Genomic DNA, 24289 nt, shown 5'->3' with positions numbered 1-24289 from the left:
TTTTTGCAGCCCCCATCTGCTTCGCACTCCGATATCAGTTGAAACTATAACGTTTTCCCCTCCTGGCACGCCCTATGCTGGTAAGAAAGCATCCTGAAAGTTTCGGATACCTGTGAGACATCGACGACAATGAACGGTTCGCTGCGTTGGACAGCCAGGCCGTTTGAGTATCCTTTGTCAGTGAGGTGGGCCATGAAACGGTACGAAGAGAGAGAGGAGCGGTACGAGGCTTTGGGGCGCCAGACGCAGTCGGCTCCGAGAAACGAGGAAGTCATGCCGGCCAGTGACGTTGCCAAGGCTGCCTACGCCTGGAACAACGCCCTCAAACTGGCAGCGGAGAAGATGTGGGGGGAGCGATTCGAGATCCCGCGGAAGCTGAGCATGCCCTGAACCGCGCTTCGCATTGCGGGGGTTCTCAAGAGGCCGGAGGAGAACTGCAGGAGCTTCCCGGGGAACTATTTTAGTTGGCTGTCCTTGCTGCCTCTCCGATTGTAGAGAGCCGCTCTTTTCTGCCGTCTTTCCATTTCCGTTTGACAGGTAACGCAGTACCTGACTCCCGGCAGCGCTTTACGGCGCGCTTCGGGGATGACATCCTCGCACTCCTGGCAATGGGTTGCGCTTTCGCCAGATGGCAAGCGATTCTTGGCCATTTCGACTGCCGATTCGACCGTAGCATCAATCTGTTCCTGCACTGCCCCATCTCGGGACCATCCAACTGCCATACACTTTTCCTCGCGTCTACACGTGCCTTTGCCTGTGGCAAGTCTAGCTACTGCTCGTCAGTGACACCTCAGAGTATAGTCTTCTCGATAAAAGTTGTGAACCAGTGTACCGTCAGATCGGAAAACAACCGGCTAAACAGGGCCAGCGTTCATTGACCTTTAACAACCTTTACAACCGGTTGAGTCAGCACAACTTTGTCATTTTTGGTAACTTCCAGTTCCCCAGGAGGATCATCGGCTGCACCGATCTCATTCACCATGCACCGATAATGATAGGGTCCGCTTTTGAAATCGTAGTGGTGGTTTCCACCGCTTCCGTCGAACGTCAAAGAACCGTTGTTCAGCACCAATTCTGGCTGTTCTGCCGGCTTCTTATTGACCAGCCAAGCTGCATAGCGAAACTTGTCATCGGGGAGACGGTCGATGCGAATTCTGAATTTCGCCGTTTCCCATTCCAGGACAGGTTCTGTGAAGTCTCGCAAACTGCCGGAAAGTTGTCGCTTATCTGCCTCAATCAACTCTGCACGCTTATGTTTTCCTTTTTCGGTCTGATGGTTGATGGCAATCACTTTCCCATCATCATCGAGCCACAACGAACCGTTCTGAAACATGATTCCTCTCCCCCCCATCTCAGACCAGTCAGTAGAAACGCTGGAGGTAGCGATTGCGTCCAGAAGTTTTGCATCGAGGATCTCATCGTATGCTTCGACAAATTGCCGTGCATTCTCGATTCTCGAAAGGGGAACTTTGCGACGTAAGGGATACGACACCGCATCAGCAATTGCCTGCGGATCCTTACGTGCAACAACCGTCATGAAGTAACTGACCGCCTTTTCGTAACCCTGTTCAGCGCGGACAAGCGGGCAGGAAAAAGAAAAAAGCACCATTGAGATAACTGTGATTTTTAATAGATTCATGTTTCCCCTACCCTTTTGTTTAACCATTGACTGCAGACGCTGCTCTGTTAGAGTTCTGGCATGTTGTCTCAGTGAGCTATGTCATCATCGGGGCAGACAATGACACTGAAAAGCTTCCGCACCATTTCCGCTTTGACTATCGCCATCCTTGCACTGGCTTCCTGCGCCTCGTTTCCCCATCTCCCCGGAGACAGAAACCTCCTCACCGACGTCACCTCACCAGGGGTATCTCGCGAAGCAGTCCTGATGAAACTCGGAGAGCCGTCCTCCAGTTTTGAATCCGGCAGGATCCTCACCTATCGCATCGGTGAAGATGCGGACGGCTACTTCCTCATGGACCGGATGGTCCGCTGGAGCAACACCAAGTACAGCGTGGTCTTCGTCTTCGACAGCAACGGGCATCTGCAAAAGTACAAGATGATTCCAGTGCGTTAGGAGTTGGCCTTGAGAAAGCGTCCTATGTGGCCCGCGGAATTGGCATTCGTGGCAACGCTGACATGCGTGCTGTCCGGTTGCCTGATCATTCCGACCGATTATTACCAGCCATACTCAAGACAGAACGCCGGAGCAGAGGTGCCTTCCGCGCTTGCAACGGGTAAGACGAGGGAAGAAGTCCTGCTTGACCTGGGCGAGCCTGACAGATCCTCACTCGATGAAACGGAACTTTGGTATATAGCGTCCAAGGTCAGAGCGATCATCATCCTGGGGGACAGGGGTGGTGAGGCCGGTGTGGACTACGTCCATGTGGTCCGGTTCGACAAAAACGGGCGTGTCGAACTGTTTCAGACCCTATTTACCAACACCGGAGAAGCCTCCTCTGATGACTCGCAGAGATTCGAGTATTCCTACCTGTTGGAACCACATTTCTCCAGGGAGCACGGTCAACACCCGGAGCGAGGGAGATAGCACGATATCGGCGCAATCCTTGACCAGCATCCCCACCAATCCAACCTCTGCAGTCCCAGCCTAACAAAATTCGTCTTCACGAGAGTAGTACAGAATTGCAGGCGCCTCTCCGCTCAGTCGTCACGAGGAATCAGGTCCGTTAATGCTTGATGACTCGCACCCGCCTTCATGTAGCAGCCTTCGTATAGCACAACCATTGCCAAGAAAATAGGGGTTTATAAGGTGAATTACGGGAACTGGGTTTTGGCTGTCGGTGTCGAACTGGCAAGCTCGGCCCTATATTCGATGAACCACCTAACGATTTATCCAATTATCTTTTACAAATTAGCACTCAAGCCTTTTGGCGACACCCTATCGGATTATTTAACACTCCGCATATCACATGTCGAGATAGCTTACAGTAATCCAAAGTCTTACAATGAAATTCTCTTTTAGAACAAGGGTCCCTGGAAAGGCCCTTATTTTGCAGTCTTATCGCTATCGTTTGCAGTCACTTTTGGAGAAGAAGACAAGACGCCATTTTATTTATAGTTGATTTTCATGTGGACAACCTATTGTCCATTTCGGCCCGTGACGGATGTTTCAGATACAAGGGATTTGGTATCGGGACGCTTCTGAGCGGCTCCTCTGTCGCACAAGCATCAACAATCAAGAAAATATCCTCGCCGGTTACTGAATCCAAAACATCTGAGCCACCGAACAATTGCATTTCAGCCATCGACCACATTGGATCACGGTTGATTGAGGGTGCAGTCGGGGCGTTCTTTATGCTTGAAATGTCGGAATAAACAATGGCTATCGCTTCTTTCATTGATGGAGGAGGGCAACATGATCGGCGGGGCGGAATCACTGGTTATCTTGGTAAGTTTGGTAGCTTTCTGGCTTTATCCTGCCATTTGCTTTTACCTATTAGCACGTAAAACCAAAACCGAGCCGGCCTGGCTGGCATGGATCCCCATTGCCAATCTTTATGTATGCTGCAAAATGGCGCGCATGTCTGGTTGGTGGTTCCTGTTATGTTTAATACCGTACGTCGGCGTAATCTTCATCCTCATCATCTTTTACAGGATACCGTTAAGTCTCGGGATATCGAATAGCTCACGAATTTTGTCGGTGTTGCCGTTTATAAATTATATTTATTTTGGTTATTTGGCATTTCGTCAAGAACCAGATGGTGTGAATCAAGCAGCTTGCAGTGAGGGTATGTCCCTTCCCAAAGAAGAAGACAGCCTAACTGTTTTCTTTCGCATCATGTTCATCTATCTCGGGGCTTCAGCCATTATTTCCTGGGCAGTGAGTTCGGCACTGATGTATTCGCGGCTCAGTCCCTATAGCTTAACCTTCAACAAGGCAGATTTCCTATTGAGGACTTCGCTGGGCTTGGCCTCTTCGTTGTTCTATGCCTGGGTGCTTTGGAAGGCGCGGGAAGGGAGATCTGTAAAGTTACTGGTTATTGCGCTCGGTTATGCTGTGCTTGGAGCATGTACCATGCTCATGTTTCGCTTTGTGCTTAAACGGCCGGCAGCCGGAGAGAGCGACCAGTTCTACACGTTCATAAGTTGGCTGAGCGCTGTAGTTGCGGGGCGGGGATATCCGGTTGGCTGGATTGTCGCCTTGATCGCCATGGTCTCGAAACCAAGCCAGAGTTTCTATGCCATTTTGAACATCTTTCAATCCCTATTCGCTCTAAGTCTCTTCAGCTTCGCCTTGGCAAAACAACCAGAAAAAAACCCTGGCAAGTTTCGACGCGAAGACGGGTCAAAGCCCGAAGGTGTCACAACCCATCAGGCAAAAGTTCAACCCGGCTCTGAAAACTGCTCACCAGATTTACCCGAACTGTCCAGTACATCGTCTTGCTACATTGCCGCCACCACAGATGGCTCCATCCGCCAGGTCGTGGTATCTCTCCCGCCTGCTTCCGCTGTAGAGACTGAATTCAGTACCATTATCCTGCCTGCCGACAAATTCCCCATACTGGCAATGCATTCCTGGTGTTCAGGTTTTTGTAAAATCAATGGACAGCACGTGATGATGCTTCGGGTGGGTGACTTTGCTGCGGCCGTAAAAAATGCAGGTATAACCGTCGGTTTGAGTTTTTGCCACATGCCGACCCATCCCGTGTTTTTAGTCTCCGTCCGGATCGACTCACCGGACTTGACTGGCGCGGTACGCAGTAAATTCCCCCATGTGCCTGCGTTATCGAAGCCGATTGCGGAATGGGTCAGCGGTCTCAACCCCTATGATCGCGAACTCATACCGTCGGTGCTCTCAGCGAATCCTTTCCGGGTGATCCTCGCAGAAGACAGCCCCAGCAAGAGCGTCGTATATCTCCCAGATGGGCAGACGCAGGAATCTGCTATGCCGGATGCGGTCTGCGAATTCAGTTTAGTGTTGGAAGATGGTGTTATTGAGTGCTTGAAACAACAATGGGAAGAATTATTGAGGCATGACGCTTCTATTCCTGGTGACAAAAGAGACTTTAATATGGCTGCCAATTTTGATTTGGTCAGACTTATGCCTTTAGATAGAGATCCGATCATGCCCAAAAAGCAGGTAACTTAAAGGCTAACGATTCTGACAGGCGTGAATTGATATGTTCAGAATCTTGACGCAGTAAAAGTAGTGTTTGTCGCGATCTTCGTACCAGCTTCGCTTGTACACAGCTAACGATGATGACGAGTATTGGCCGACAAAACAAAAGCTCCGTCTTGGACGGCTAAGTGAATATCTTGGAGCCCAGGGAGAATGTCACATGAGGAATGAAACCTACCGCCGCAAGTATTTCGCCTTTTTGTTCATAATTACTCTCCTGATGACAGGTTGCTCTTCAGCTCCCATTCACAAGCATCTAGACACAACGCTGACGAACAAAACCTACGACACGGTAGTGCTCAGCAAAATCCCCAAAGAAGAGATCAGCGTACCTGTGCAGGAAAAGCGCTACACCTCTACGGGAGGAGCTGACGGTCTGCTCTGGCTCTTAATCGACAAGGGGATAAACAAGGCGCGTGCGAGTTCGGTAGAGGAAACCATTGCCCCGTTGCTTAAAGCCACGGCAGATGTTGATTTCCGTACCCAATACTGGAGTCAGTTGGAACCGCTTCTCTCTGGCTCACCTTGGCTTAAGGTTACACGTTTGGACAAGCGCACCCTGGGTTATAAAAAAGAAGAGGCAGAAAAAATCAAAGCACCATTTTTAATCCTTACTACCTTTTACCAGTTATCGTCTGACTTTCAGACCTTGCTCGTCCAGACAAAAGCACAGCTTTACCTGCAGAACACCAGCAAACCAGACTATTTTGGCTTCATGTCATACTATTCTGGCAAAATCGGGAAGAACAACGAAGAGGATTCCAAGGCTGTTGAACTGTGGGTTGCCAACAATGCTGCGGCCTATCGGAAAGCACTTGCCGAAGGTATTGACCAGAACATGAAGATGCTGAGGCTTGACCTGTTAGATCGCCCGGCCAATCCACAGGATGAACAGGGAGAGGAGTTTAAACTGACCTTACGCTCTCCTGTCTCAGACTCTTCACAGACCCTGCAAGGCAAAGTCCTCGATCGTAAGGGAAGCCGCCTCATATTCCGCGATGTAGGCGGAAATCTGTTCTCTATCGACACAGCTTCGCAGGAATAGCCGCTTGGGGAACGTATGAAGCCAGTACTGGTTTTCATCTTGGGGAGTATCTGTCTGCTGCAGGGGTGCGCATCCTCGCCCGAGCCGGTGCGAGTTCACCTGAAATACTCACCGGGAGACAACCGGCAGATACCTGCAGCAATAAGGGGAGAAAATTCCGGTTTGCGGATTGCCAGGCTCGATATTTCCGACATGAGGGTAGATAGAGAGCACCTGGGGAGTACTGACGTCCCTATTTACGGCTCCGGAGCAAGTGATTGGGTGCGGAGCGGATTATTATCTCTATCAGAATTCGGTTATTTCCAGCCACAAGTAGACAGCACTGCCCCCCCTTCGGGATTGTCGCTCAAGGTAAGCTTAAATCGGACCTCATGCAGGGGCACACTTATGCACATGCGCTGCACCGTTCTGATGGAGGTTGAGTACTACCTTGACGGGAAGTTTATCCAAAAAACTCCATACTATGGAGCAGAAATGGATGACAGAAGTATTTGGGTCGGAACCAGCCACTTTGGAGAAGACGCTGTTATTAAAACGCTTAATTCGGCGCTCGATCAGTGCCTGGTACAAATCGGCACCGATATCAAAAAAATGTATAAAGGCTTATAGCACTACCACAAGTGTAATGTATTTCACAGTGGAACTTTGCTCGTGTCGTAGCCAATTGCATGCTTTATCCCCTAGAGGAGATACTAAATGAAACTAAGCATAAGAGGCGCATCCATAATCATTTCTTTTATAGTGCTAATATCAACAGTACTTCCTGCTCATGCCAAGAACTTGGATAAAGAGCTTATGCTCGCAGTCCACGATAACAATTTGAAGAAAGTCGAATCCCTCGTGCGACAGGGAGCTAATGTGAACGTAAAATCGGGCCCCCCTGTAGACTTCACACCATTGATGTACGCAAATTCAACAGAGATGGTGCGCCTACTACTCAACAAAGGAGCAGACGCAAAAATCAAGTGCGGCATGGATGCTACCCCTCTTTTAGTTGCCAGAAATGTGGAAATAGCCGAGATGCTCATTGCACGTGGAGCGGAGGTGAATGCGGTAACAAAAGACGGCCAAACGCCACTTCTTTCCGCTGTTCAAGGGAATAAAACCGAACTAGTGCGCTTCTTGTTGTCTAAGGGGGCAAAGGCAGACCTAAAAACGTCCTACCGGATAACACCACTGATGGCAGCCACCATGAACAAGAACTCAACCATAATCAAACTTCTCAAGGACGCTGGTGCACGACAATAGGTATTGAGAATCAGCCAGACGAGGCCCTGCGAACTCGCAACAAAAATCGGAGGACGTTTTGATGACAAATGACCGCTATGAATTACACGCGGCGATTGCTGCAGACAAATTTTTCATTGTAGGCAAATTGATTGAAAACGGTGCTTTTGTAAATTGCCAAAACGAGCAGGGCGACACTCCTTTACATATAGCCGTGCAAAAGAAGAATTCCCATTATATCCGATTACTGATTACCAACGGTGCTGACGTTGAGTTGCCGAATTCTGAGGGGAAAACCCCTCTCGACATTGCCCGCACATTGAAACCTAAACTGCTAAAAGAAATGGACGAAGCAAAAAAATTTGTAAGACCTGGCCTTGGTTCGTTACCAATTTACCAGGACAGTCTGAGGACTCTCGAACTTATACAGCCGGATGTTGCACAGGCTCATGTACAGGATTCAAGATTGACCATCCTGATCTTAAGCCATATTAGCCAGACGTTTAACTCTGAGGAAAATGCTAAGGGCCCCTCAAGTTTGAATTATTGGACAAACGCTGCAAGGCGTGAGTTGTTTGCCAATGTCGGGATTTACCAGACGGAGTGCAGGGTTGAAGGAGACACATTCATTGCACCGCACGTACTAAAAATAACCAATGCAGGCATAGAACCTCCTACCCTTTTCTTTTACTCGGGAAAACTATTGCATTCAGGCTACCTCGAGTTCACCAAGCTTGTCACCTTGGCTAATATCTGCAATTCACTTGAAATAAATGAGTATCTCTCCCTCGAGGAATCTATTCCCCTGGAACCGTACCTCGAATACAAGGGGTCGGACAACTCTGGTGTATCACTACAGGAATTGATAAAAAAACACAAAAAAAAGGTTGCTGCTACGATCCGTGACACGAAAATCAACAATTTCTTTATTTCCTTCTTTAACGCACTACTATTTGCGGTGGCTGTTTATTTGTTCCGGAGATGCCAACACTGATTTCTCGAACCGAGGCACCGGTTCCGAAATCGCCGTCAAGGTTCTCTTGCAGGGTGCAAAAGCTGAAATCAAGGTTTTGGTTCCACCACATAACTGAAAAGACAGATATATCATACGGAAGGCAACCGAATAACCTCTTCTTTCCTGATCAGTAAGGCTCTGTCAAATTCTAATAGATACAATAATGGAGACTGGCAACATGCATAGATTGGTGAAAAATTTTGTCACCTTTGTAATCGTTATGTTCCTTTCTGTAAATCTGTATGGTTGCGCCACAACAGCTACTCAGATCAACCAATGGGAGAAAACCGGAAATGTAGAAAAGTTATCGGAAGTAACTCGCGACAAGTCAGAGCGTCCATACATACGAAAAATATCGTTACAGAGCCTTGCTCGACTGAACTGGAAGCCTTCGAATGAAGAACGGTTGCAGGTCTACAGCATGTTTGCAACCAAATCAGGGCTCCAGGAAGCCGAAGCACTCATGCAGACTCTTAACTCGGAAACCTTCGCAGCAATAGATGAAAAAGTTGTCGCATGTGGTTCCCTGTTATCTCGAAGCGGTTCGTGGACAGATACAAGTAAAGCCAAAACATTGTACGATGGCTTACTTGGAATGGATAAAAGGGCCGTAACTATCTCCATCTGCCAACAGATTGTTGCCAGGCCTCAATTGCAGGTCCAGATTCTACTTCTAGCTATAAAACTAGGGATACCCGATTCTGAAAATGAGCTTGTGGGAGTTTTGTTCGAGTATGGGGACAAGTCAATGGCAGAAGATTTTCTCAATTCTGGGTCACAAAGACTATCAGACGGCGGGCGTCGCTGGGCCAATGCTCGGGGTTACCGTGTATCGACAGGATTTGGTAGCCATCGGTCAGGATGGGGCCGTTTCTAAAACGTACGCGCCTTGACAGTGCAAATGCCGGCGTCCTTGATGCTCTTAACAACCTGATTGAAGGGCCAATCAACTAAAATGGCTCCCTATCGCTACGAGGATAGTCTATGGCAATGGTTTCTTGTCCCAAATGTTCTCATCAGACAAAGCAAAGTTTCTATCCTACGTGGGTACTGGTAGCGGCCCTGGTACTTTTCCCAGTAGGACTTCTTGCATTCTTTGCTGGACGGAAACCAACATCATGCGAAAACTGTGGCCACACGTGGAACGGCAAAGACAGATCAGCAACCTCAACACGCCCCTCAGGGCATCTTGCTCAAGAGACAAGGAGCATCGCCCCCCGTTTTTTTGGTATTTTAATGTCTGTGTTAGCTTTGTTTACTTCTCTATATGTGACACGAACTGGTTTACCATTTATTAAATCTCACAAAGGCAATGTCTCCATCTCAGTATCCAATCTTAGCGTGGATCACAAAATTGATAACAAAAAAAGAATAAAAGCCATGAATGCAGTAATTAATATTAAAAACGTGGGTTCGACACCTTTTGATTCCGTAGACATAAAATGTACGGTTAAAGAGTCAGGAGCGATCACAAATGGAAAACCTGATTTTTTCGTGTATGAGCGTGAAATCACTTTGGGGCCAATCCCAGCAAACAGCCAACAATCATTTCCCGTTGTTATGGGAGAATCTTTCGATTCAGCGGTGCAGGGGTATGGAGCCAGTAATGACTGGGGTTGTTCTTGCGTACTCTCAAAGGTCAAAGGCAAGTAGTCTCGTAACACCACCACGCTATTATACAAATTCCGACGATTAAATAGCTTGCTCCTCGTGAGGGATCCTTTTGGAGGTACAGTATGCAGGTCTAGATGGAAATCTTGGCCTTTGGAGTTTCCTGATAAGGCGGCCCCCGCTCTGATCAGGCAAAATCACAGTATATGAGGGTAATAAAGGGCAAATGGTTCTGAATAACCGGACGACACCATCTACTTATCCTAGGATTGAGCAGAAAGTTCTATTGACATGAATGGAGTAAAATTCAACTGCCTTTATAAGGAGGGGTTTGTGCGGAAATCATTCTCAGCAGGTATTTTATCGTTAGTGACTTTTATAGTGGCTATGGGTAACGTTTATGCAGACCAGGCAGGCGGCGTAATAAAAGGTAACGTCATCAGGTTGGACAAGAATGGTTTTATGGATTTTAGCCAGCCAATGCCAATTGAAGGGACCCTGATGTTCCATGAACAAGAGTACGATCCTAAAACCAACTCTTTGGGCAATTTAGTAAAACTTCAAAGCGGCATGACAAAAGAACAAGTTGTCGAAGAATGTAAAAAGAGTAATGTTACCGTTAAAAAAGTAGCAGATGACGAGTGGAGAATAGGCACAGGGACAATATTGTTTCGTGATGGGAAACTATATGCCGGGACACTAAAGTGAGCTTGCTCGGGGTGATCCTATGAGAGTTCTGTGGGGCCACTTCAGAACAACGGAGGAGCTGCAGCTGTAAAATTCATAATCGACAATACGTTCCCACGTTGGGATTTTTATTTCTTCCCTGACCAGGAGAACAAGTGGGATGTTGGGTTGAAAGAGAATACGGCGTATATATCAGACAAAAAAACTTATGAGCTTAGCCCCCCTAACGGACCTCTGTCACCGAGGAGTCCTCTGTTTTCATGAGCACATGTATAGTCGCTGGATCCAACGGCAGGGTCATGGCCAACTCCAGGGTGTTCAGTGCTTTTAGCTGCACCCTCTTCTTCACGTCGTAGATGATCTTTCCGGTCCCTTTCCCGGACGCCTCTATTTTCAGGTTTTGTTCAGAGGCGGCAGAAGCGGACAGCTTAAACGTGTAGGTCGTGGCAAAATCGGCTACACCGTCCTTCACGCCCACCAATTGATAGGTGGTGGTCACCTCCATCCCGATGTTCATAAGTCCCGGTACCGGAATCTCCAACGGCACCGTTTTCGTGAACTTCTCCCCGATGCCTATGGGTTCCACCTGCGCAGATTTCATGGCCTTCGAGACCGCCTCGAAGGTGGCTATCACGATCTTCTGCTCTTCTTCCGGCAGTTCCTTCCCGTCCAGCTTGACCAGGCTAAGATTCCCCTGCAGGTCAGTTGTGCCATGAGTGCGAACGCCCACCAGCCTGCCGACGTCGTCACCAATGTTCCTGGTCTGGTCGTTTTGCTTCAGCAATTGGACAGCTTTTTTCAACTCGAAGGTGATCGGGAATTTCTTATCTTTGGTCATCTTCCCAGTCACGATGGAAATCTCCCGGTTATCATCCACCACCATCGAGACAGGGAAATTCTGCCGCACCGTTTCGGGAACTGCGAAGGGATTTTCGAGCGTCATGGTCATCAGATTGGTCGATGACTGCTTGATGCTATAGGACGTCTCCGGCAGGTACCACTGATTTATTTCAACCTTTTCACTAGCCCAAGAAGGACCCGCTGCAATGGCAGTGATTACTGCAAGAAAAAAGAGGACAGAACGGTACATGCAGCCTCCATCGACTTCCAGTTATAGGGGCGCGCGCCCACTCTTGTCCGAATTCACGGCTTTCCTATACCACAATCTCTCACGGGAAAGTAGATATTTATTAATTTAGACTCCAGATTTCGCGCACCTATGGAACATTGGGTGCTCCTTTTTGGCCACAGGTCAGAAACGTGCGTTACGTGAAGGGGATGACGGTACGAGGCGGTGCCGACGGGATCTACAGGATGGCGAAAGAAATCAACCGCTGCACCCGCGTTGCAGGCTCATCGGTTTTCCAGGGGAGGACATGAGAAGAGTACTGGCTTGTTCCAGGCTGAGGCTACGGTCAGATAGACCGGCCTCCTCAAACGACAAGGCTGCGGCCGGAATCTCCTGGAAACCGGCCCCTTTGGTAGAACTACCGAACCCTCTCGTAGCGGTGCCGGGGATTTGAGACTAGGAAACCTCCACTTCCCTTTCCTGTACAAAGCTGCCGAAGGCTGCATCGGAAGCAAGAATATGGTTGGCAATCCAGTTTTTCAGAAAAACGATGGTTTCAACCGAGAGACTTTTTTCACCACGAGAAAAGAGCTTCTCGAGTTTAGTCACCTTGACAATGAACAGGTTGTGTTCGTCACGGTGATGCTGGAATGCAGGGTAGCCCACTAGCTTCATGTGCTTTTCCTCCTCAGTAAAATGGTACTTGGAGTAGTTCAGCAGTTCGTGCAGCACCAACCCGAGATTTTCCGGTGGGGCATTCGAGGAAAACTCGGCGTAAGCCGTGTTCAGCAACTGCACGAGGTGTTCGTGATGACTGTCAATGCTGCCGATATTGATCCGAAAGCTCTCGTCCCACGTCACGATTGACATAGCATCCTCCACAGGAAAGGGTTTGAACGGATTACGTTGCCCCAAGTTTGCATTTTTCTGGCTGCAGCCCGCCTTTTATTACCGTTGGCTCAGTACCTCATGGTAGGTCTAACGCTCCTATCGGACAGTTCCGACATTCCTTGAGTGGTTGCCAACTTTTCTCAGAGTCCTTTGAAAGCCCCTACACACATTTCTATTCGTCGGGCAGCAATAACAACGATACCCGACAGGGCGAGCACAGTAACCTGGTCTTTCTTTTGACAGTACACTGTTCCTTTTGGACCCACCATGTCCCCTGAGGGAACAGTCCTGGCAGCAACTTCACGCTAACTGCCCGTATTTTCGTACTACATGCAGTTGGCCCGGTTTATGCTCATTCTGTGATCGTACCGCAGGCACAGGCCGAATCTGCTACCAGGGGGGACGACAAGACCTGCGCCACATGACAGAGGAAAGAGCGACAAGGGGTAAACGGCATGGAACTTATGGTAGTAGCGACCCTGGCGATTGTTTTCTATTTCGGATACCTGACGGTGCGGGACTTGCTGGACGACTGCCGGCGGGAAGGCCTTCTTGAGGAGGTTAGGTATTGCGGCAATGTGGCACGTGGCTGGTCGAATCGGCTGGTCCGCTTCGCCAACGCGGAAAAGGTAGTGCGCCGCTCGCTGCGGGTTACCCCCTGCAGCGGCACAGCAGCGGTTGTCCGGGTCATGCAGAACCCGATAACGTGCCGGCTGTCACGCAATTGCTGGCGTTAAAAGAAGGGTATTCCGGGAGCGTGGAGATCGAGTCCACGGGTTCACAGGTGTCATCTTAACAACAAACATTCGCACGGAGGGGGGGCGTTCCCCTTCTTCCGCTCCGGACCAAAGAAAGTCAACCGGTAGCATTGATAGGAGGGGGTACACATGGTATCCGATGTCGTTTCAGCAAGCGCAGCAATGCCCATGTTCGGTGCACAGCCGGCGTCGGTTCAGCAGGTTTCCCAAGCTGTACCTGACACCACTGCTCCTGCGGTACAAACCAGCGCTCCGGTTGGTGACACCGTAAATTTTTCAGCTCAGGCGCTCCAGCAATCCGGCACGTTGGGAAACATCGGCGGACCCGCCGTTGAAGGGAGCTCTCTCTCGAGCGTAGCAGGAAGCACCACAAGTGTGTTCCAAGCAACTGACGCGGCATCTTCCGCCGCATTTACCAGTACCATTGCCACGTCAATGGCAATGACCGCGATGACCAGTGTTGATACCTACGCCTGACGTCACAGGTGAACGAACTTCATAGCTATCTGGGAGGCGAGCCGGGGGTGTATCGGATTTTGAGGATACATCCCCTTTGGGGAGTTCCCTGCAGAGATGAGCAGCTGTGCTCGCGCTGGAGACCCCATCGGGTTTCCTTACGGGGCTATGGGAAGAGTACTGCCGAGCCCCTTCGCGAATAAACCGCACAGGGGCCTCCGTGAAATTGCCGGGCAGGATTTTGTGGGCGAGCGGTCGCAAAGGCAAGACACAGAACAGCGCATGCCGCCTCAGCAAACAAAAAAGGCCTTACAGTCTGAACTGTAAGGCCCTGTGTTGGCTCCCCGGGCATTACGCAGCAAGACTTTTTCCGCTATTACTTCAGATCTCAGCCGGCACTAAAACGCACTCCAAATCAACCAGCCACCCACAAGTGCCACCATTCCTCCACTCACTTTTTTTGCCCAGGTCGAGAAGCTCACGATACCTTTCGCCTTGCCAAAGCTCTCAACGAACCCTGTGAATGTGCCGGCCGCCAGCATGAGCAGGCAATGGCCCAACGCGTAGGTAAAAAGGAGCGCCATGCCGTAGAGCATCTGCCCCTTTTTGGCTATCAACGCCAGGAGCACGACCAAGGCCGGGGTCGCGCACGGTGAGGATACCACACCGAAAAAAAGCCCCAGCAGGAGTGACCCCACCATGCCGTCCTGCTTTGGTCGATAGCTAGGCCTAAGGGGGAGGTGAATCTCGTAGAGTCCCATGAGTTGTCCGCCCATCGTTATGGTCACCGCACCGACGGCCACATACCACCATCCTCCCACGGTACCGAACATGGTACCCAAGAGCCCAGCCGCGGCACCAAAGGCCGTGAAAGTCAGAGATAACCCAAGGATAAAAGCGACAGAATACCGGAAGGCTTTCCATCGGTCCCCATCGCTGTAGCCCCCAACATACCCAACCACCAAAGGGATAGTGGCGAGTACGCACGGAGACGCAGAGGAGAGAACCCCTGCGAGAAAGACAGCGGCGAAGGCGATCACGGGATAGAGCGTAATGATCTGGTCGATGTCGCCGAGGAAGCTCATCTTAATCCCGCGGCCTTCAACTCCTTCACGATTTCCGACTTCTCCAGGAAACCCACATGGCGCTTCACCTCTTTACCCTGTGCGTTGAAGAAGATCTGGGTGGGAATCATTTGAATCCTGAACCTGTCGGCGAGGGTCTGCCCCTCGTGCACATCAATGAACAGTACCGATGCCCGGTCCCGGTACTCGGCCGAGAGCGACTCCAGAACGGGGGCCATCTTCTTACAGGGGATACAGGTGCGGGCGCCCAGGTCAATGACTGTGGGTTTCCCCGATGCAAGGGCTTTTTGGATAGTCGCTTCGCTGGCCGAGGGGAGCTCAGCCCGGGAGATCCCGGTCAACAAAAGCGTGGCTACCATGGTTGCAACGATCAGTTTCATGAAGACGTCTCCTTTGCTGTTGTTCGCCTGACGTGACCTGTTACAACCACTCTTTGATTTCGGCTGACGATGCGACCCGGCCGGAGAACTTGACCGTGCCATCGATGACCAGTGCCGGGGTGCTCATTACCCCATATTTCATGATCGAAGGAATGTCTTCAACCTTTGCCACTTCGACATCGGCACCTTTTTCCTCTACCGCTCTTTTCACGTTCTCGTACAGCGTCTTGCAATTGGCGCACCCCGTACCGAGTACCTCGATTTTCATGCCCTACCTCCATTTGAATGTGTAATAAACCCGACTGGCCGGCCTGGGAAAGTGGCAAGCGCCACCCGCCGTTCACAAAATTGCGTTGAAGAGATACCCCACCATGGTGATGGCCACGGTTACCACACCGAAAAATGTCACCAGAAGGGGTTTTTTCAGCACGTTGCTGAGAATCACCGCTTCCGGCAGCGACAGGGCCGTTACAGCCATCATGAAGGCCAGTACCGTCCCCATCGCCATTCCTTTTGCGGTGAGAGCCTGCACGATGGGTATGACGCCGGCGGCATTGCTGTAAAGTGGTACACCAAGCGCTACCGCCAGGGGGACCGCAAAGGGATTGTCGCGGCCGGCCCACTTGGCCAGGAAATCCTGAGGGACATAACCATGGATGAAGGCGCCAATCCCGATTCCGACCAGTACATAGGGCCAGATCTTCTTTAAGAGTCCCAGCGTGTACTCTTTTGCGTACAGGAGACGCTCGGGCCAAGTCGGTGTGGTGACCTCGCCTTTGCCAACGCGCATCTCCCAGACGTAGTCCTGTACGTAACGTTCCATTTTCAGCCTTCCTATGGCTATTCCGGCTACGACCGCAATGATGAGACCAGTCCCTATATAGATGAGGGCGATGCGCCAGCCGAACATTCCCCACAGCATGATCAGGGCGACCTCGTTGACCATGGGAGAGGAGATCAAAAACGAGAAGGTAACTCCAAGCGGGACACCTGACTCTAGAAAACCGATAAAAAGGGGAACTGCAGAGCAGGAGCAAAAGGGGGTGACAATCCCCAGCAGCGCCGCGACGACATTGCCGAGATATCGGGTCTTGTGTGAGAGGATCTGTTTGGTCTTTTCAGGGGGAAACCAGGAGCGGATTACAGCGACCAGGAAGATGATTCCGGCAAGCAGAAGGAAAATCTTTACCGTGTCATAGATGAAGAAATCGAGGGCTCCTCCCAGGCGTGAAGCTGGGTTAAGTCCTAAAAGATCATAGGTCAGGTAGTCGGCCAGGATCTTAAGCATGAGCCACTCCATGAGTATCTGATTAACTGCTCATCTATGCGGGCAAAAAAAATTATCCGAGACGCACGCAGGTCACCTTCTCAGTGGCCGCGCGGATAAGCTCCCGCCCTTATCAGCAGGTGCCGCCACTCGTTATCCAACGCTTTCCGGGACCCTCTGCGGAGGTCACACGGCCTTCAACAATTTGTGCCGCCCGGTAATTTCCTCTTCCACAATCAAGTTCACCAGATCGACGACCTGAAGAATCTCCGGGTGCTTAATCGTGTAGTAGATTTTCAGCCCCTCTTTGCGACGCGACAAAACTCCAGCATCCATCATCATGTTCAGATGTCTGGACGTGTTGGATTGCTCCTCGCCAATGGCCGGGAAGATTTCGCAGACGCAACGCTCACCGTCGCGAAGGAAGTCAAGAATCTTGATGCGGGTGGGTTGTGCCAGAGCTTTGAGAATATCCGAACGAAGTTCGAGTAAGTCTTTCATGGGCGACCTCGTGACTATATGCTTATAGACTCATATATTCCTTAGAAGCCGCCGTGTCAAGACCCTTCACAGGTGACAACCGGTGCCGGTTTCTCCGTGTAAAGGGCGATGGGCAACAGGGTCATCCTTGTAGCTTCAAATCAGAGGGAGATAAAGGAAGGATCGAACTTGATCGGACTGACGCAGGGGGCAAAAAACAGCAAAAGCCCTTGATTACTCAAGGGCTTTTGTGTTTTACCGGACAGTGCCGGATTAACTTTTGGCTCCCCAACCCGGACTCGAACCAGGGACATGGTGATTAACAGTCACCCGCTCTACCGACTGAGCTATTGGGGAATATATCAACGAGACGTTACCCTCGAGGGCCTCCGAAGACCGTTGTCGTCAGAAGCTCGAACTGTATAACATGGGCTTTCAGAGGTGTCAACGGATTTTTTTCGGAGCCGTGCTTTCGCGGTTATCAGGTTCCACGTCAGCGCCCCAGCGCTCCCTGCAACAGCCAGATCACCTGGGCATTACCGGAATCTACAAGCGCAGGGCCGGCTTCAAGTTGTCCGGGGTGTAGATCTGGGCGGTACGCCATCCCTTGCCGGGGACCAGCACCGGCTCGAGGCGGCACGCCAAATAACCGATGAGGTTGGCCTGCTCGGGAAGGTCGGACGCGATCATCACGATGCGGAATCCCACGAGATCCCCTTCCTTCGGGTACCCCTTTGTTTCTCTGAGGGTCGAGGACCAGATGGTGCGGCCGCCACCATCCACGGCGAGGTTGATCTGGAAGGTGCGCTCGCCATCGGGGCCCGGCCCGCCGGGTTCCAGGACCAGGGCAGGAATCAGCGCGCCGATCAGCGGCTGGTAGCCGAGCGTACAGGCATGTGCGAAAGCGGCGTCATTATCGGAAAACTCGATCGGCTCTTTGTTTTTGCGAAACCAGTTGAACATGTGCAGCTCCGGATGCGAGAAAGCTACTACTATACCCGCATTTACCGGTTTGAACAGGGATCAAGGGGGTAACGGCAAAAACTAACAGGGATGAATGGGATGAACGGGATAAGACAAAACCCAAACCTACAAGGAATGAATGGATCAACGGAATATGGCAAAACCCAAACCTACAAGGGAAGAACGGCCACCGCTGGGAGTTTTTCCGGTTTTCATCCCTTTTATCCTGTTAATCCCTGCTTACCGTTTGGTTTATCCCATTCATCCCATGTATCCCTGATATTTGCCTCTGATTTTCATCCCATGCCTCCCTGTGGACACGAAAAAAGGCGGGGTTGCCCCCGCCTTCTTGATGCATGCTGAACGTGCCGCGTCAGGCCGGCTTTTTTTCCGGCTCGACCGCCACTGCGGCGGCCGCAACTTCTACTTTCGGTTCCTCGGCGGGAACGCCGTGACCTTCCACCTTGGCACGCAGCTCCTCGGCTTCTTTCAAACGCTCGGCCTCAGCCTTGGCCTTGGCCTCGGCAAGCTTCGCCAGGTGCTCCTTCTCCTCGGTAGTCCTGGTCTCGGCATCGATCGTCTGCTTGAAATCGTCGGTGGCTTTCTTGAACTCCGCCAACCCCTTGCCTAATGACTTGGCGAGGTCCGGGAGTTTCTGAGGGCCGATTACTATCAGCGCGATGACCATGATGATAATCAGTTCCGGCATCCCAATTCCAAACATACCTGCTACCTCGCTTTATCTGCGCTATCTTCCGCAGTTGGATCAAAAAAGTTAGAAAAAATAATAGAGGTTTTACTCTCCAGTGTCAAGCTTGCTTATCCACTGGCTCAAAGGGTTTGACAGGAACGTTAACATTGTCTACTATCGGTGCTGTTTACATTGAATTCAGCTACTGAAAACAAACCTTTGGCGGTGATAAACCATGGAGCAGCAGTCGGTTCAGATACAGATTAAGAATCTTCTCAAAGAGCGCAATGCGGTGCTCCTTGCTCATAACTACATGCGGGACGAAGTGCAGGAAATTGCCGACATCACCGGCGACTCTCTGGCCCTCTCCATGGAGGCGGCCAAGACCGACGCGGATGTCATCGTCTTCTGCGGCGTTCACTTCATGGCCGAATCGGCCTCCATCCTCTCTCCCGAAAAGACCGTGCTCCTTCCCCGCCTGGACGCCGGCTGCCCGATGGCCGACATGGTGACGGTCGACGCCCTGCGTGAGCTGAAAAAGAGCCTGCCGGGGGTACCTGTGGTCACCTACGTGAACTCCTCCGCTGCCGTCAAGGCGGAAAGCGATATCTGCTGCACCTCGGCCAACGCGGTAAAGGTCGTACAGTCCCTCGATGACCCCGAAATCATCTTCGCCCCGGACCGCAACCTGGGACGCTACGTCTCCGGCTTCACCAACAAGCGCTTCCACCTCTGGGAGGGGTACTGCCCGACCCACGAGCGGCTGCGCCCGGAAGTGGTGCAGGAACTCAAGGCCAATAACCCGGACGCCCCGTTTGTCTGCCACCCCGAGTGCAACCCGGCGGTGGTGGCCCTCGCCGACCACATCTGCTCCACGACCGGCATGTACGACTACTGCCGCAAGAGCAGCGCCAAACGCTTCATCATCGGCACCGAGGCCGGCATCCTGTGGCGCCTGAAGCGGGAAAACCCGGATAAGGAGTTCATCCTCGCCTCGCCCGCCCTGGTCTGCCCCAACATGAAACTGACCTCGCTGGAAGACGTGCTCGAGGCGCTCACCACCATGCAACCGGTGGTCAAGGTCCCCGAAGAGATCCGGGTGCCTGCCAAGCGCGCCCTGGAGCGCATGCTCGCCATCCCGCGCGACTGATCCTTAAACCCTGGAGCACATCGTGATCCGTCCCTTCAAGGGGATCTCCCCCGATATCGCAGATTCCGCCTTCATCGCCGAAGGAGCCGTGGTCATCGGCGACGTCACCATCGGCAAGGAAGCAAGCATCTGGTACAACTGCGTGGTGCGCGGGGACGTCAACTTCATCAAGATCGGCGACCGGACCAACATCCAGGACCTCTCGATGCTGCACGTGACTCACCGGAAAAACGCCGACGACCCCGGCGCCCCGCTGGTGATCGGTAACGACGTGACCGTGGGTCACAGCGTCACCCTGCACGGCTGCACCATCGAGGACGGCGCCTTCATCGGCATGCAGGCGATGGTGATGGACAAGGCGGTGGTGGGCAAGGGTGCCCTGGTCGGCGCGCGCGCCCTGGTCACCGAAGGAACCGTCATCCCGCCTGGAACGCTCTGGATGGGTGCACCCGCAAAGTACAAGCGCGACCTCACCGACGCGGAGGTCGCCTGGCTGGCACGCTCGGCGGGAAACTACGTGAAGTACTCGCGCGAGTATCTTGAGGATCTCGCCGGCCAAGAGTAGCGGCTCGGACCAGATCCCGTACCCATCCCGGGTCCTCCCTTCCAAGGTGAGGACCCTTTTTCGTATCCGCCCCACAACGTGAAGGAAGTGTCCCGTGCAGCCAAATCCCTGGCAGTCCAGACTCATGGAGGTATTCGAACTCCTCTTCACCCGCTACGGCGCCCTCAACTGGTGGCCGGCCGAGACCCCGTTCGAGGTCTGCGTCGGCGCCATCCTCACCCAGAACACCAACTGGCTCAACGTGGAGAAGGCGATCCACAACCTCAGGCGCGAGGGGCTCCTCTCTCCGGAGGCGATCTGGGATCTCGATATCGAACGTCTGGCGGAGCTGATCCGCCCCAGCGGTTTCTTCAACGTGAAGAGCGTGCGGCTCAAGGAGTTCGTGCAGTGGGTACTCGAGGGACACGGCTCACTGGACGCCGTGTTCGCGGGGGACTGGCTTGAGCTGCGCGAGCGCCTTTTGGCGGTGCGCGGCATCGGGCGGGAGACCTGCGATTCGATCCTGCTCTATGCGGGGGAAAAACCTTCTTTCGTGGTGGACGCCTACACCAAGCGGCTCTTCTCGCGACTAGGGCTGGTGCGGGAAACGGACGGCTACGAGGAGGTGCGGGCAGTGTTCATGGAGTCCCTGCCATCGGACGTCTACCTGTACAACGAGTACCACGCGCTCATCGTGGAGCACTGCAAGCAACACTGCAGGAAGAAGCCGCTGTGCGACGGGTGCCCGCTGAGGATTATCTGCCCGTACCCGAAGGCGCACAGGAGGTAAGGCGAATTTTGCAGTTTGGCTCGTTTCCAGACGTAAAGGCGAATCCCCCCCTGTCCCCCCTTTTCCAAAGGGGGGAACGCCGGGACATCTGCTACGCTGCGTGGGAACGATACATAATCTCCCTCTGGCAGGAACCACTGCCATAAAAAAAGGGCGAAGATCATTCGCCCTTTCCTTTCCCTTATTTTCACCAACGTTTCAGTCGTTGGGCGGGTAGCTGAAATCCGCCGGCTTGGTGCACTCCTCTTCCTGCGCGTCGTCCTTGCCGTGCAACACATCCAGAAACTGCTTCAGGATTCTCGCCGTGAGCCCCCAGATCTCGTCCGAACCGTGCATGTAGAAGTGCATGGCCCGCCGCTGCCCCTGCCACTGCCAGTCCTCGGTCCGGTACACCCCGGGCTTCCCGAAGTGCGAAAGCGGCACCTCGATGATCCGCTCGATCTCGGCGTCGTTCACGGTCAGCTGGTAACCGGCGGGGAAGATCCCTACCACCGGGGTGACCCGGTAGTTGTGCAGGGAGCGCACGTCGTCCAACTCCCCCAGGACCTCGACGTGCTCGGGGCGGATGCCGATCTCCTCCCAGGTCTCGCGCAGCGCGGTCGCGGCGGAGTTGACGTCCTCGGGCTCGCCACGGCCGCCGGGAAAGGAGATCTCGCCGGAGTGGTGAGCCAGGTGCGAGGTGCGCTTGGTGAAGAGGATGTGGATCTCGTCGGCTTTCAGGAAAAGCGGCACCAGGACGGCCGCCGGAACCGGGCCCGATTCCATCGGCACCCTGTGCCGTGCCGCGAGCGCGGCCCTCAGGCGCTCCGCTATCGCCGCCGGGTCGCAGTAGACCGCGTCCTCTTGACGGGCCTCGTCGTTCAGAGCACCGGCTCCTTGGCCCGCCTCTTCAACTCGGCAATGGTTGCCGCGTAGTCAGGACTGTTGAAGACCGCACTCCCGGCCACGAAGACGTCGGCGCCGGCATGGGCGATCCGGGCGATGTTGTCGATCTTCACCCCGCCGTCCACCTCGAGTTCCGCCTCTATGCCGCGCCGGTCCATGATGGCCCGCAAGGCCTGGATCTTCGGCAGGCACGCCTCGATGAAGGACTGGCCACCGAAGCCCGGGTTCACCGTCATCAGGAGCACCAGGTCGAGGTCCTCCAGCACGTAGTCGAGCAGGTTCAGGGGGGAGTGCGGATTGAGCGAAACCCCGGCCTTCTTCCCCAGCGACTTGATGAGCTGCACGGTGCGGTGCAGGTGGTTGGTCGCCTCGGCGTGGACCACGATGATGTCGGCCCCGGCCTTGGCGAAATCCGGGATGTAGAGGTCCGGGTTCTCGATCATGAGGTGCACGTCGAGCGGCAGCTTGGTCACCTTGCGCACCGCGTCGACCACCAGGGGCCCGATGGTGATGTTGGGGACGAAGTGGCCGTCCATTACGTCGACGTGGACGTAATCCGCCCCCCCGGCCTCGATGGCGGCAACCTCTTCGCCAAGCCGCGCGAAATCTGCAGAAAGTATCGATGGTGCGATCTTTTTCATGACGACTCCCGGATTATCTAATGTAGCGTGTAAGGCATGTGGTGGATGTGCCGCTGTTGCGGGGATGCCGCGGCAAGGCCGCTTCCCGGCAGGCGCTCCGAGGGGAGCAGACCGTCAGCCGCGCAGGCCGGCGGCAGTTACTCGACCTTCTTGAGCCGTGCCGCGAAGAAGCCGTCCATGCCGTCGCGATGCGGCCAGCTTCTGAAGTAGCCGCGCTCGGTGAACAACGAAGCGAACTGCGGGAACAGGGGGCGCAGGTCCTCGGCCTCGAACTCGGGGTGGCGCACCAGGAAACGGTCCACCACCGCCTCGTTTTCCATGACGCTGGTCGAACAGGTGGCGTAGAGCAGGGTGCCGCCGACTTTCAGGTACTCCGCCAGGTTTTCCAGGATGGCGAACTGGGTGACCGCAAGCTGCTGCAGGTCGCCCGGCTGCTTCCACCACTTCCCTTCCGGGTTGCGCCGGATCACTCCCAGCCCCGAACAGGGGGCGTCCACCAGGATCCGGTCGAACTTCACCTCGCGGATCGCGTTGGAGGGGGTGCTGGCGTCCATGGTGAAGGTGCGCACGATGTCGATCCCCAGCCGGTCGCAGGTCTCGCGGATCATGCGCAGCTTGCGCTGGTTCACGTCGCAGGCGTAGATCTCACCCGCGTTCTCCATGAGCTGCGCGATCTGGGTGGTCTTCCCGCCGGGGGCCGCGCAGGCGTCCAGCACCCGTTCTCCTTTGCGGGGAGTCAGAAAGAGCGGCGCCAGCTGGGAGGACTCGTCCTGGACGGTGAAAAGTCCCTCGGCAAAGGGCGCGAGCCTGGTCACGGCGCCGGAGTGGTTCAGCCGGATGCCGTCGGGGGACCAGGTGGTCGGGGTGCCGCCGATGCCGTCGCGGCCCAGGCGCTCCAGGAGCCCGTCGCGCCCGATACGCAGGGTGTTGGCGCGGATGGTAAAGGGGGGCGGCTCGGCCATGGCGGTCGCCAGCGCCTCGGCGTCCTCGAGCCCGAGCTGCTCCAGCCACTGCGCGACGAGCCACTGCGGGTGCGAGTAGCGCGCGGCCAGGTACTGCACCGGCTGCTCGGCGGGGTCGGGATAGCGGATGCCGTCGCGACCGCGGTCGGCGCTGCGCAGGACGGCATTGATGAACCCGGCGGCCCGCGGGGCCAGTTCCTTGGCGAGGTTCACCGTCTCGTTGACGGCCGCCGAGACCGGCACCCGGTCCAGGAAGAAGGCCTGGTAGATCCCCAGGCGCAGCAGCAGGCGGACGTAGAGTTCCAGCTTCTCGGGGCGCTGTTTGGAGAACTGCCCGACGATGTGGTCGAGGGTCGCCTGACGGCGCAACACGCCGTAGACCAGTTCGGTCAAGAGGCCGCGGTCGGCCCCCTTGATCAGATCCTTGGAAAGCTCGTGATCGATGAGGATGTCGGCGAAGGACCGTTCCTTCTCGATCCTGAGCAGAATGTCGAAGGCGGCGCGACGTGGATTTTTCGTGGACAAGGTACTTCCTTTTTGAGCGGTGACGAGATC

The 24289-nt window shown here is 53.6% G+C and carries 31 protein-coding genes and 1 tRNA gene; 16 read left to right on the top strand and 16 right to left on the bottom strand.

Annotation, left to right across the window (positions count from 1 at the left end; translation table 11 throughout):
- The first annotated feature begins 192 nt into the window (after positions 1-192).
- On the top strand, positions 193-390 hold the full coding sequence (locus tag H7688_RS11915) for a hypothetical protein (protein ID WP_183361338.1): 198 nt from the start codon (positions 193-195) through the stop codon (positions 388-390).
- Between the two features lie 65 nt (positions 391-455).
- Here the strand turns inward: H7688_RS11915 and H7688_RS11910 are convergent, their stop codons facing one another.
- Together H7688_RS11910 and H7688_RS11905 are read right to left on the bottom strand one after the other, a co-directional pair.
- Positions 456-722: a DksA/TraR family C4-type zinc finger protein gene (locus H7688_RS11910; protein ID WP_183361337.1), complete on the bottom strand. Its 267-nt coding sequence runs from the start codon at positions 720-722 to the stop codon at positions 456-458.
- Positions 723-871: 149 nt separating this feature from the next.
- Positions 872-1639, bottom strand: a complete 768-nt coding sequence (locus H7688_RS11905) for a hypothetical protein (RefSeq protein WP_183361336.1) — start codon at positions 1637-1639, stop codon at positions 872-874.
- A gap of 99 nt (positions 1640-1738) precedes the next feature.
- Between H7688_RS11905 and H7688_RS11900 the strand changes: the two genes are divergently transcribed.
- Together H7688_RS11900 and H7688_RS11895 are read left to right on the top strand one after the other, a co-directional pair.
- A complete protein-coding gene (locus tag H7688_RS11900) occupies positions 1739-2074 on the top strand; it encodes a hypothetical protein (RefSeq protein ID WP_183361335.1) in 336 nt (111 codons plus the stop codon).
- A 9-nt stretch (positions 2075-2083) separates the two neighbouring features.
- Entirely contained in the window at positions 2084-2545 is a 462-nt protein-coding gene (locus H7688_RS11895) for a hypothetical protein (protein ID WP_183361334.1), read from the top strand.
- Between the two features lie 538 nt (positions 2546-3083).
- Here the strand turns inward: H7688_RS11895 and H7688_RS11890 are convergent.
- Positions 3084-3356, bottom strand: a complete 273-nt coding sequence (locus tag H7688_RS11890; protein ID WP_183361333.1) for a hypothetical protein — start codon at positions 3354-3356, stop codon at positions 3084-3086.
- Between the two features lie 17 nt (positions 3357-3373).
- Here H7688_RS11890 and H7688_RS11885 point away from each other — a divergent pair, with 17 nt between their 5' ends.
- From H7688_RS11885 to H7688_RS11850, 8 genes are all read left to right on the top strand, one after another.
- Entirely contained in the window at positions 3374-5107 is a 1734-nt protein-coding gene (locus H7688_RS11885; protein WP_183361332.1) for a DUF5684 domain-containing protein, read from the top strand.
- 190 nt (positions 5108-5297) lie between these two features.
- Positions 5298-6182, top strand: coding sequence for a hypothetical protein (locus tag H7688_RS11880; RefSeq protein WP_183361331.1), 885 nt, complete (start codon positions 5298-5300; stop codon positions 6180-6182).
- Positions 6183-6197: 15 nt separating this feature from the next.
- Positions 6198-6791: a hypothetical protein gene (locus tag H7688_RS11875; protein ID WP_183361330.1), complete on the top strand. Its 594-nt coding sequence runs from the start codon at positions 6198-6200 to the stop codon at positions 6789-6791.
- An 87-nt stretch (positions 6792-6878) separates the two neighbouring features.
- On the top strand, positions 6879-7430 hold the full coding sequence (locus H7688_RS11870) for an ankyrin repeat domain-containing protein (RefSeq protein WP_183361329.1): 552 nt from the start codon (positions 6879-6881) through the stop codon (positions 7428-7430).
- A 61-nt stretch (positions 7431-7491) separates the two neighbouring features.
- Complete coding sequence (locus tag H7688_RS11865; RefSeq protein ID WP_183361328.1) at positions 7492-8403, top strand: ankyrin repeat domain-containing protein; 912 nt, start codon at positions 7492-7494, stop codon at positions 8401-8403.
- A 199-nt stretch (positions 8404-8602) separates the two neighbouring features.
- Entirely contained in the window at positions 8603-9301 is a 699-nt protein-coding gene (locus tag H7688_RS11860; protein ID WP_183361327.1) for a hypothetical protein, read from the top strand.
- 107 nt (positions 9302-9408) lie between these two features.
- A complete protein-coding gene (locus H7688_RS11855) occupies positions 9409-10077 on the top strand; it encodes a DUF2367 domain-containing protein (protein WP_183361326.1) in 669 nt (222 codons plus the stop codon).
- Positions 10078-10368: 291 nt separating this feature from the next.
- The gene (locus H7688_RS11850; protein ID WP_183361325.1) at positions 10369-10743 is read left to right on the top strand and encodes a hypothetical protein; all 375 of its coding nucleotides are present in this window, start codon (positions 10369-10371) and stop codon (positions 10741-10743) included.
- A 202-nt stretch (positions 10744-10945) separates the two neighbouring features.
- Here H7688_RS11850 and H7688_RS11845 read toward each other — a convergent pair whose 3' ends face one another.
- Together H7688_RS11845 and H7688_RS11840 are read right to left on the bottom strand one after the other, a co-directional pair.
- Positions 10946-11812 (bottom strand): hypothetical protein, encoded by an 867-nt coding sequence (locus H7688_RS11845; RefSeq protein ID WP_183361324.1) that lies wholly within the window; start codon positions 11810-11812, stop codon positions 10946-10948.
- A 435-nt stretch (positions 11813-12247) separates the two neighbouring features.
- Entirely contained in the window at positions 12248-12661 is a 414-nt protein-coding gene (locus tag H7688_RS11840) for a bacteriohemerythrin (RefSeq protein ID WP_183361323.1), read from the bottom strand.
- A 476-nt stretch (positions 12662-13137) separates the two neighbouring features.
- Here H7688_RS11840 and H7688_RS11835 point away from each other — a divergent pair, with 476 nt between their 5' ends.
- Positions 13138-13419: a hypothetical protein gene (locus H7688_RS11835; protein WP_183361322.1), complete on the top strand. Its 282-nt coding sequence runs from the start codon at positions 13138-13140 to the stop codon at positions 13417-13419.
- A gap of 150 nt (positions 13420-13569) precedes the next feature.
- Positions 13570-13917, top strand: coding sequence for a hypothetical protein (locus H7688_RS11830; protein ID WP_183361321.1), 348 nt, complete (start codon positions 13570-13572; stop codon positions 13915-13917).
- Positions 13918-14294: 377 nt separating this feature from the next.
- Here the strand turns inward: H7688_RS11830 and H7688_RS11825 are convergent, their stop codons facing one another.
- From H7688_RS11825 to H7688_RS11790, 8 genes are all read right to left on the bottom strand, one after another.
- The gene (locus H7688_RS11825; protein WP_183361320.1) at positions 14295-14981 is read right to left on the bottom strand and encodes a cytochrome c biogenesis CcdA family protein; all 687 of its coding nucleotides are present in this window, start codon (positions 14979-14981) and stop codon (positions 14295-14297) included.
- The gene (locus H7688_RS11820) at positions 14978-15361 is read right to left on the bottom strand and encodes a thioredoxin family protein (protein ID WP_183361319.1); all 384 of its coding nucleotides are present in this window, start codon (positions 15359-15361) and stop codon (positions 14978-14980) included. The genes H7688_RS11825 and H7688_RS11820 overlap by 4 nt, the downstream gene beginning before the upstream one ends.
- 40 nt (positions 15362-15401) lie before the next feature.
- Positions 15402-15629, bottom strand: a complete 228-nt coding sequence (locus tag H7688_RS11815; protein WP_183361318.1) for a thioredoxin family protein — start codon at positions 15627-15629, stop codon at positions 15402-15404.
- 72 nt (positions 15630-15701) lie between these two features.
- Positions 15702-16649 carry a permease gene (locus H7688_RS11810; RefSeq protein WP_183361317.1) on the bottom strand — a complete coding sequence of 316 codons (948 nt, stop codon included), beginning with the start codon at positions 16647-16649 and terminating at the stop codon, positions 15702-15704.
- Between the two features lie 165 nt (positions 16650-16814).
- Positions 16815-17129 (bottom strand): ArsR/SmtB family transcription factor, encoded by a 315-nt coding sequence (locus tag H7688_RS11805; protein WP_183361316.1) that lies wholly within the window; start codon positions 17127-17129, stop codon positions 16815-16817.
- A 260-nt stretch (positions 17130-17389) separates the two neighbouring features.
- Positions 17390-17465, bottom strand: a tRNA-Asn gene (locus H7688_RS11800).
- A gap of 189 nt (positions 17466-17654) precedes the next feature.
- A complete protein-coding gene (locus tag H7688_RS11795) occupies positions 17655-18071 on the bottom strand; it encodes a glycoside hydrolase 64/thaumatin family protein (protein WP_183361315.1) in 417 nt (138 codons plus the stop codon).
- Between the two features lie 373 nt (positions 18072-18444).
- Positions 18445-18780: a twin-arginine translocase TatA/TatE family subunit gene (locus H7688_RS11790; RefSeq protein WP_443093454.1), complete on the bottom strand. Its 336-nt coding sequence runs from the start codon at positions 18778-18780 to the stop codon at positions 18445-18447.
- A 217-nt stretch (positions 18781-18997) separates the two neighbouring features.
- On the opposite strand from H7688_RS11790, the gene nadA reads away from it, so the two are divergent.
- The 3 genes from nadA to H7688_RS11775 all read left to right on the top strand — a co-directional run bounded on the left by nadA (position 18998) and on the right by H7688_RS11775 (position 21246).
- Positions 18998-19912: a quinolinate synthase NadA gene (gene nadA, locus H7688_RS11785; RefSeq protein WP_183361313.1), complete on the top strand. Its 915-nt coding sequence runs from the start codon at positions 18998-19000 to the stop codon at positions 19910-19912.
- Positions 19913-19934: 22 nt separating this feature from the next.
- On the top strand, positions 19935-20477 hold the full coding sequence (locus H7688_RS11780) for a gamma carbonic anhydrase family protein (protein WP_183361312.1): 543 nt from the start codon (positions 19935-19937) through the stop codon (positions 20475-20477).
- 124 nt (positions 20478-20601) lie between these two features.
- A complete protein-coding gene (locus tag H7688_RS11775) occupies positions 20602-21246 on the top strand; it encodes an endonuclease III domain-containing protein (RefSeq protein ID WP_183361311.1) in 645 nt (214 codons plus the stop codon).
- Positions 21247-21444: 198 nt separating this feature from the next.
- On the opposite strand, the gene H7688_RS11770 is transcribed toward H7688_RS11775, so the two are convergent.
- The 3 genes from H7688_RS11770 to rsmB all read right to left on the bottom strand — a co-directional run bounded on the left by H7688_RS11770 (position 21445) and on the right by rsmB (position 24259).
- Positions 21445-22011, bottom strand: a complete 567-nt coding sequence (locus tag H7688_RS11770) for a CoA pyrophosphatase (RefSeq protein ID WP_183361499.1) — start codon at positions 22009-22011, stop codon at positions 21445-21447.
- A 95-nt stretch (positions 22012-22106) separates the two neighbouring features.
- On the bottom strand, positions 22107-22772 hold the full coding sequence (rpe, locus tag H7688_RS11765) for a ribulose-phosphate 3-epimerase (RefSeq protein WP_183361310.1): 666 nt from the start codon (positions 22770-22772) through the stop codon (positions 22107-22109).
- Positions 22773-22909: 137 nt separating this feature from the next.
- On the bottom strand, positions 22910-24259 hold the full coding sequence (gene rsmB / locus H7688_RS11760; protein WP_183361309.1) for a 16S rRNA (cytosine(967)-C(5))-methyltransferase RsmB: 1350 nt from the start codon (positions 24257-24259) through the stop codon (positions 22910-22912).
- Positions 24260-24289 lie beyond the last annotated feature (30 nt).

Origin of the sequence: Geomonas limicola (assembly GCF_014193675.1) — a bacterium.
GTDB classification, from domain to species: domain Bacteria; phylum Desulfobacterota; class Desulfuromonadia; order Geobacterales; family Geobacteraceae; genus Geomonas; species Geomonas limicola.
This window is presented reverse-complemented; position numbering and strand designations above follow the sequence as displayed.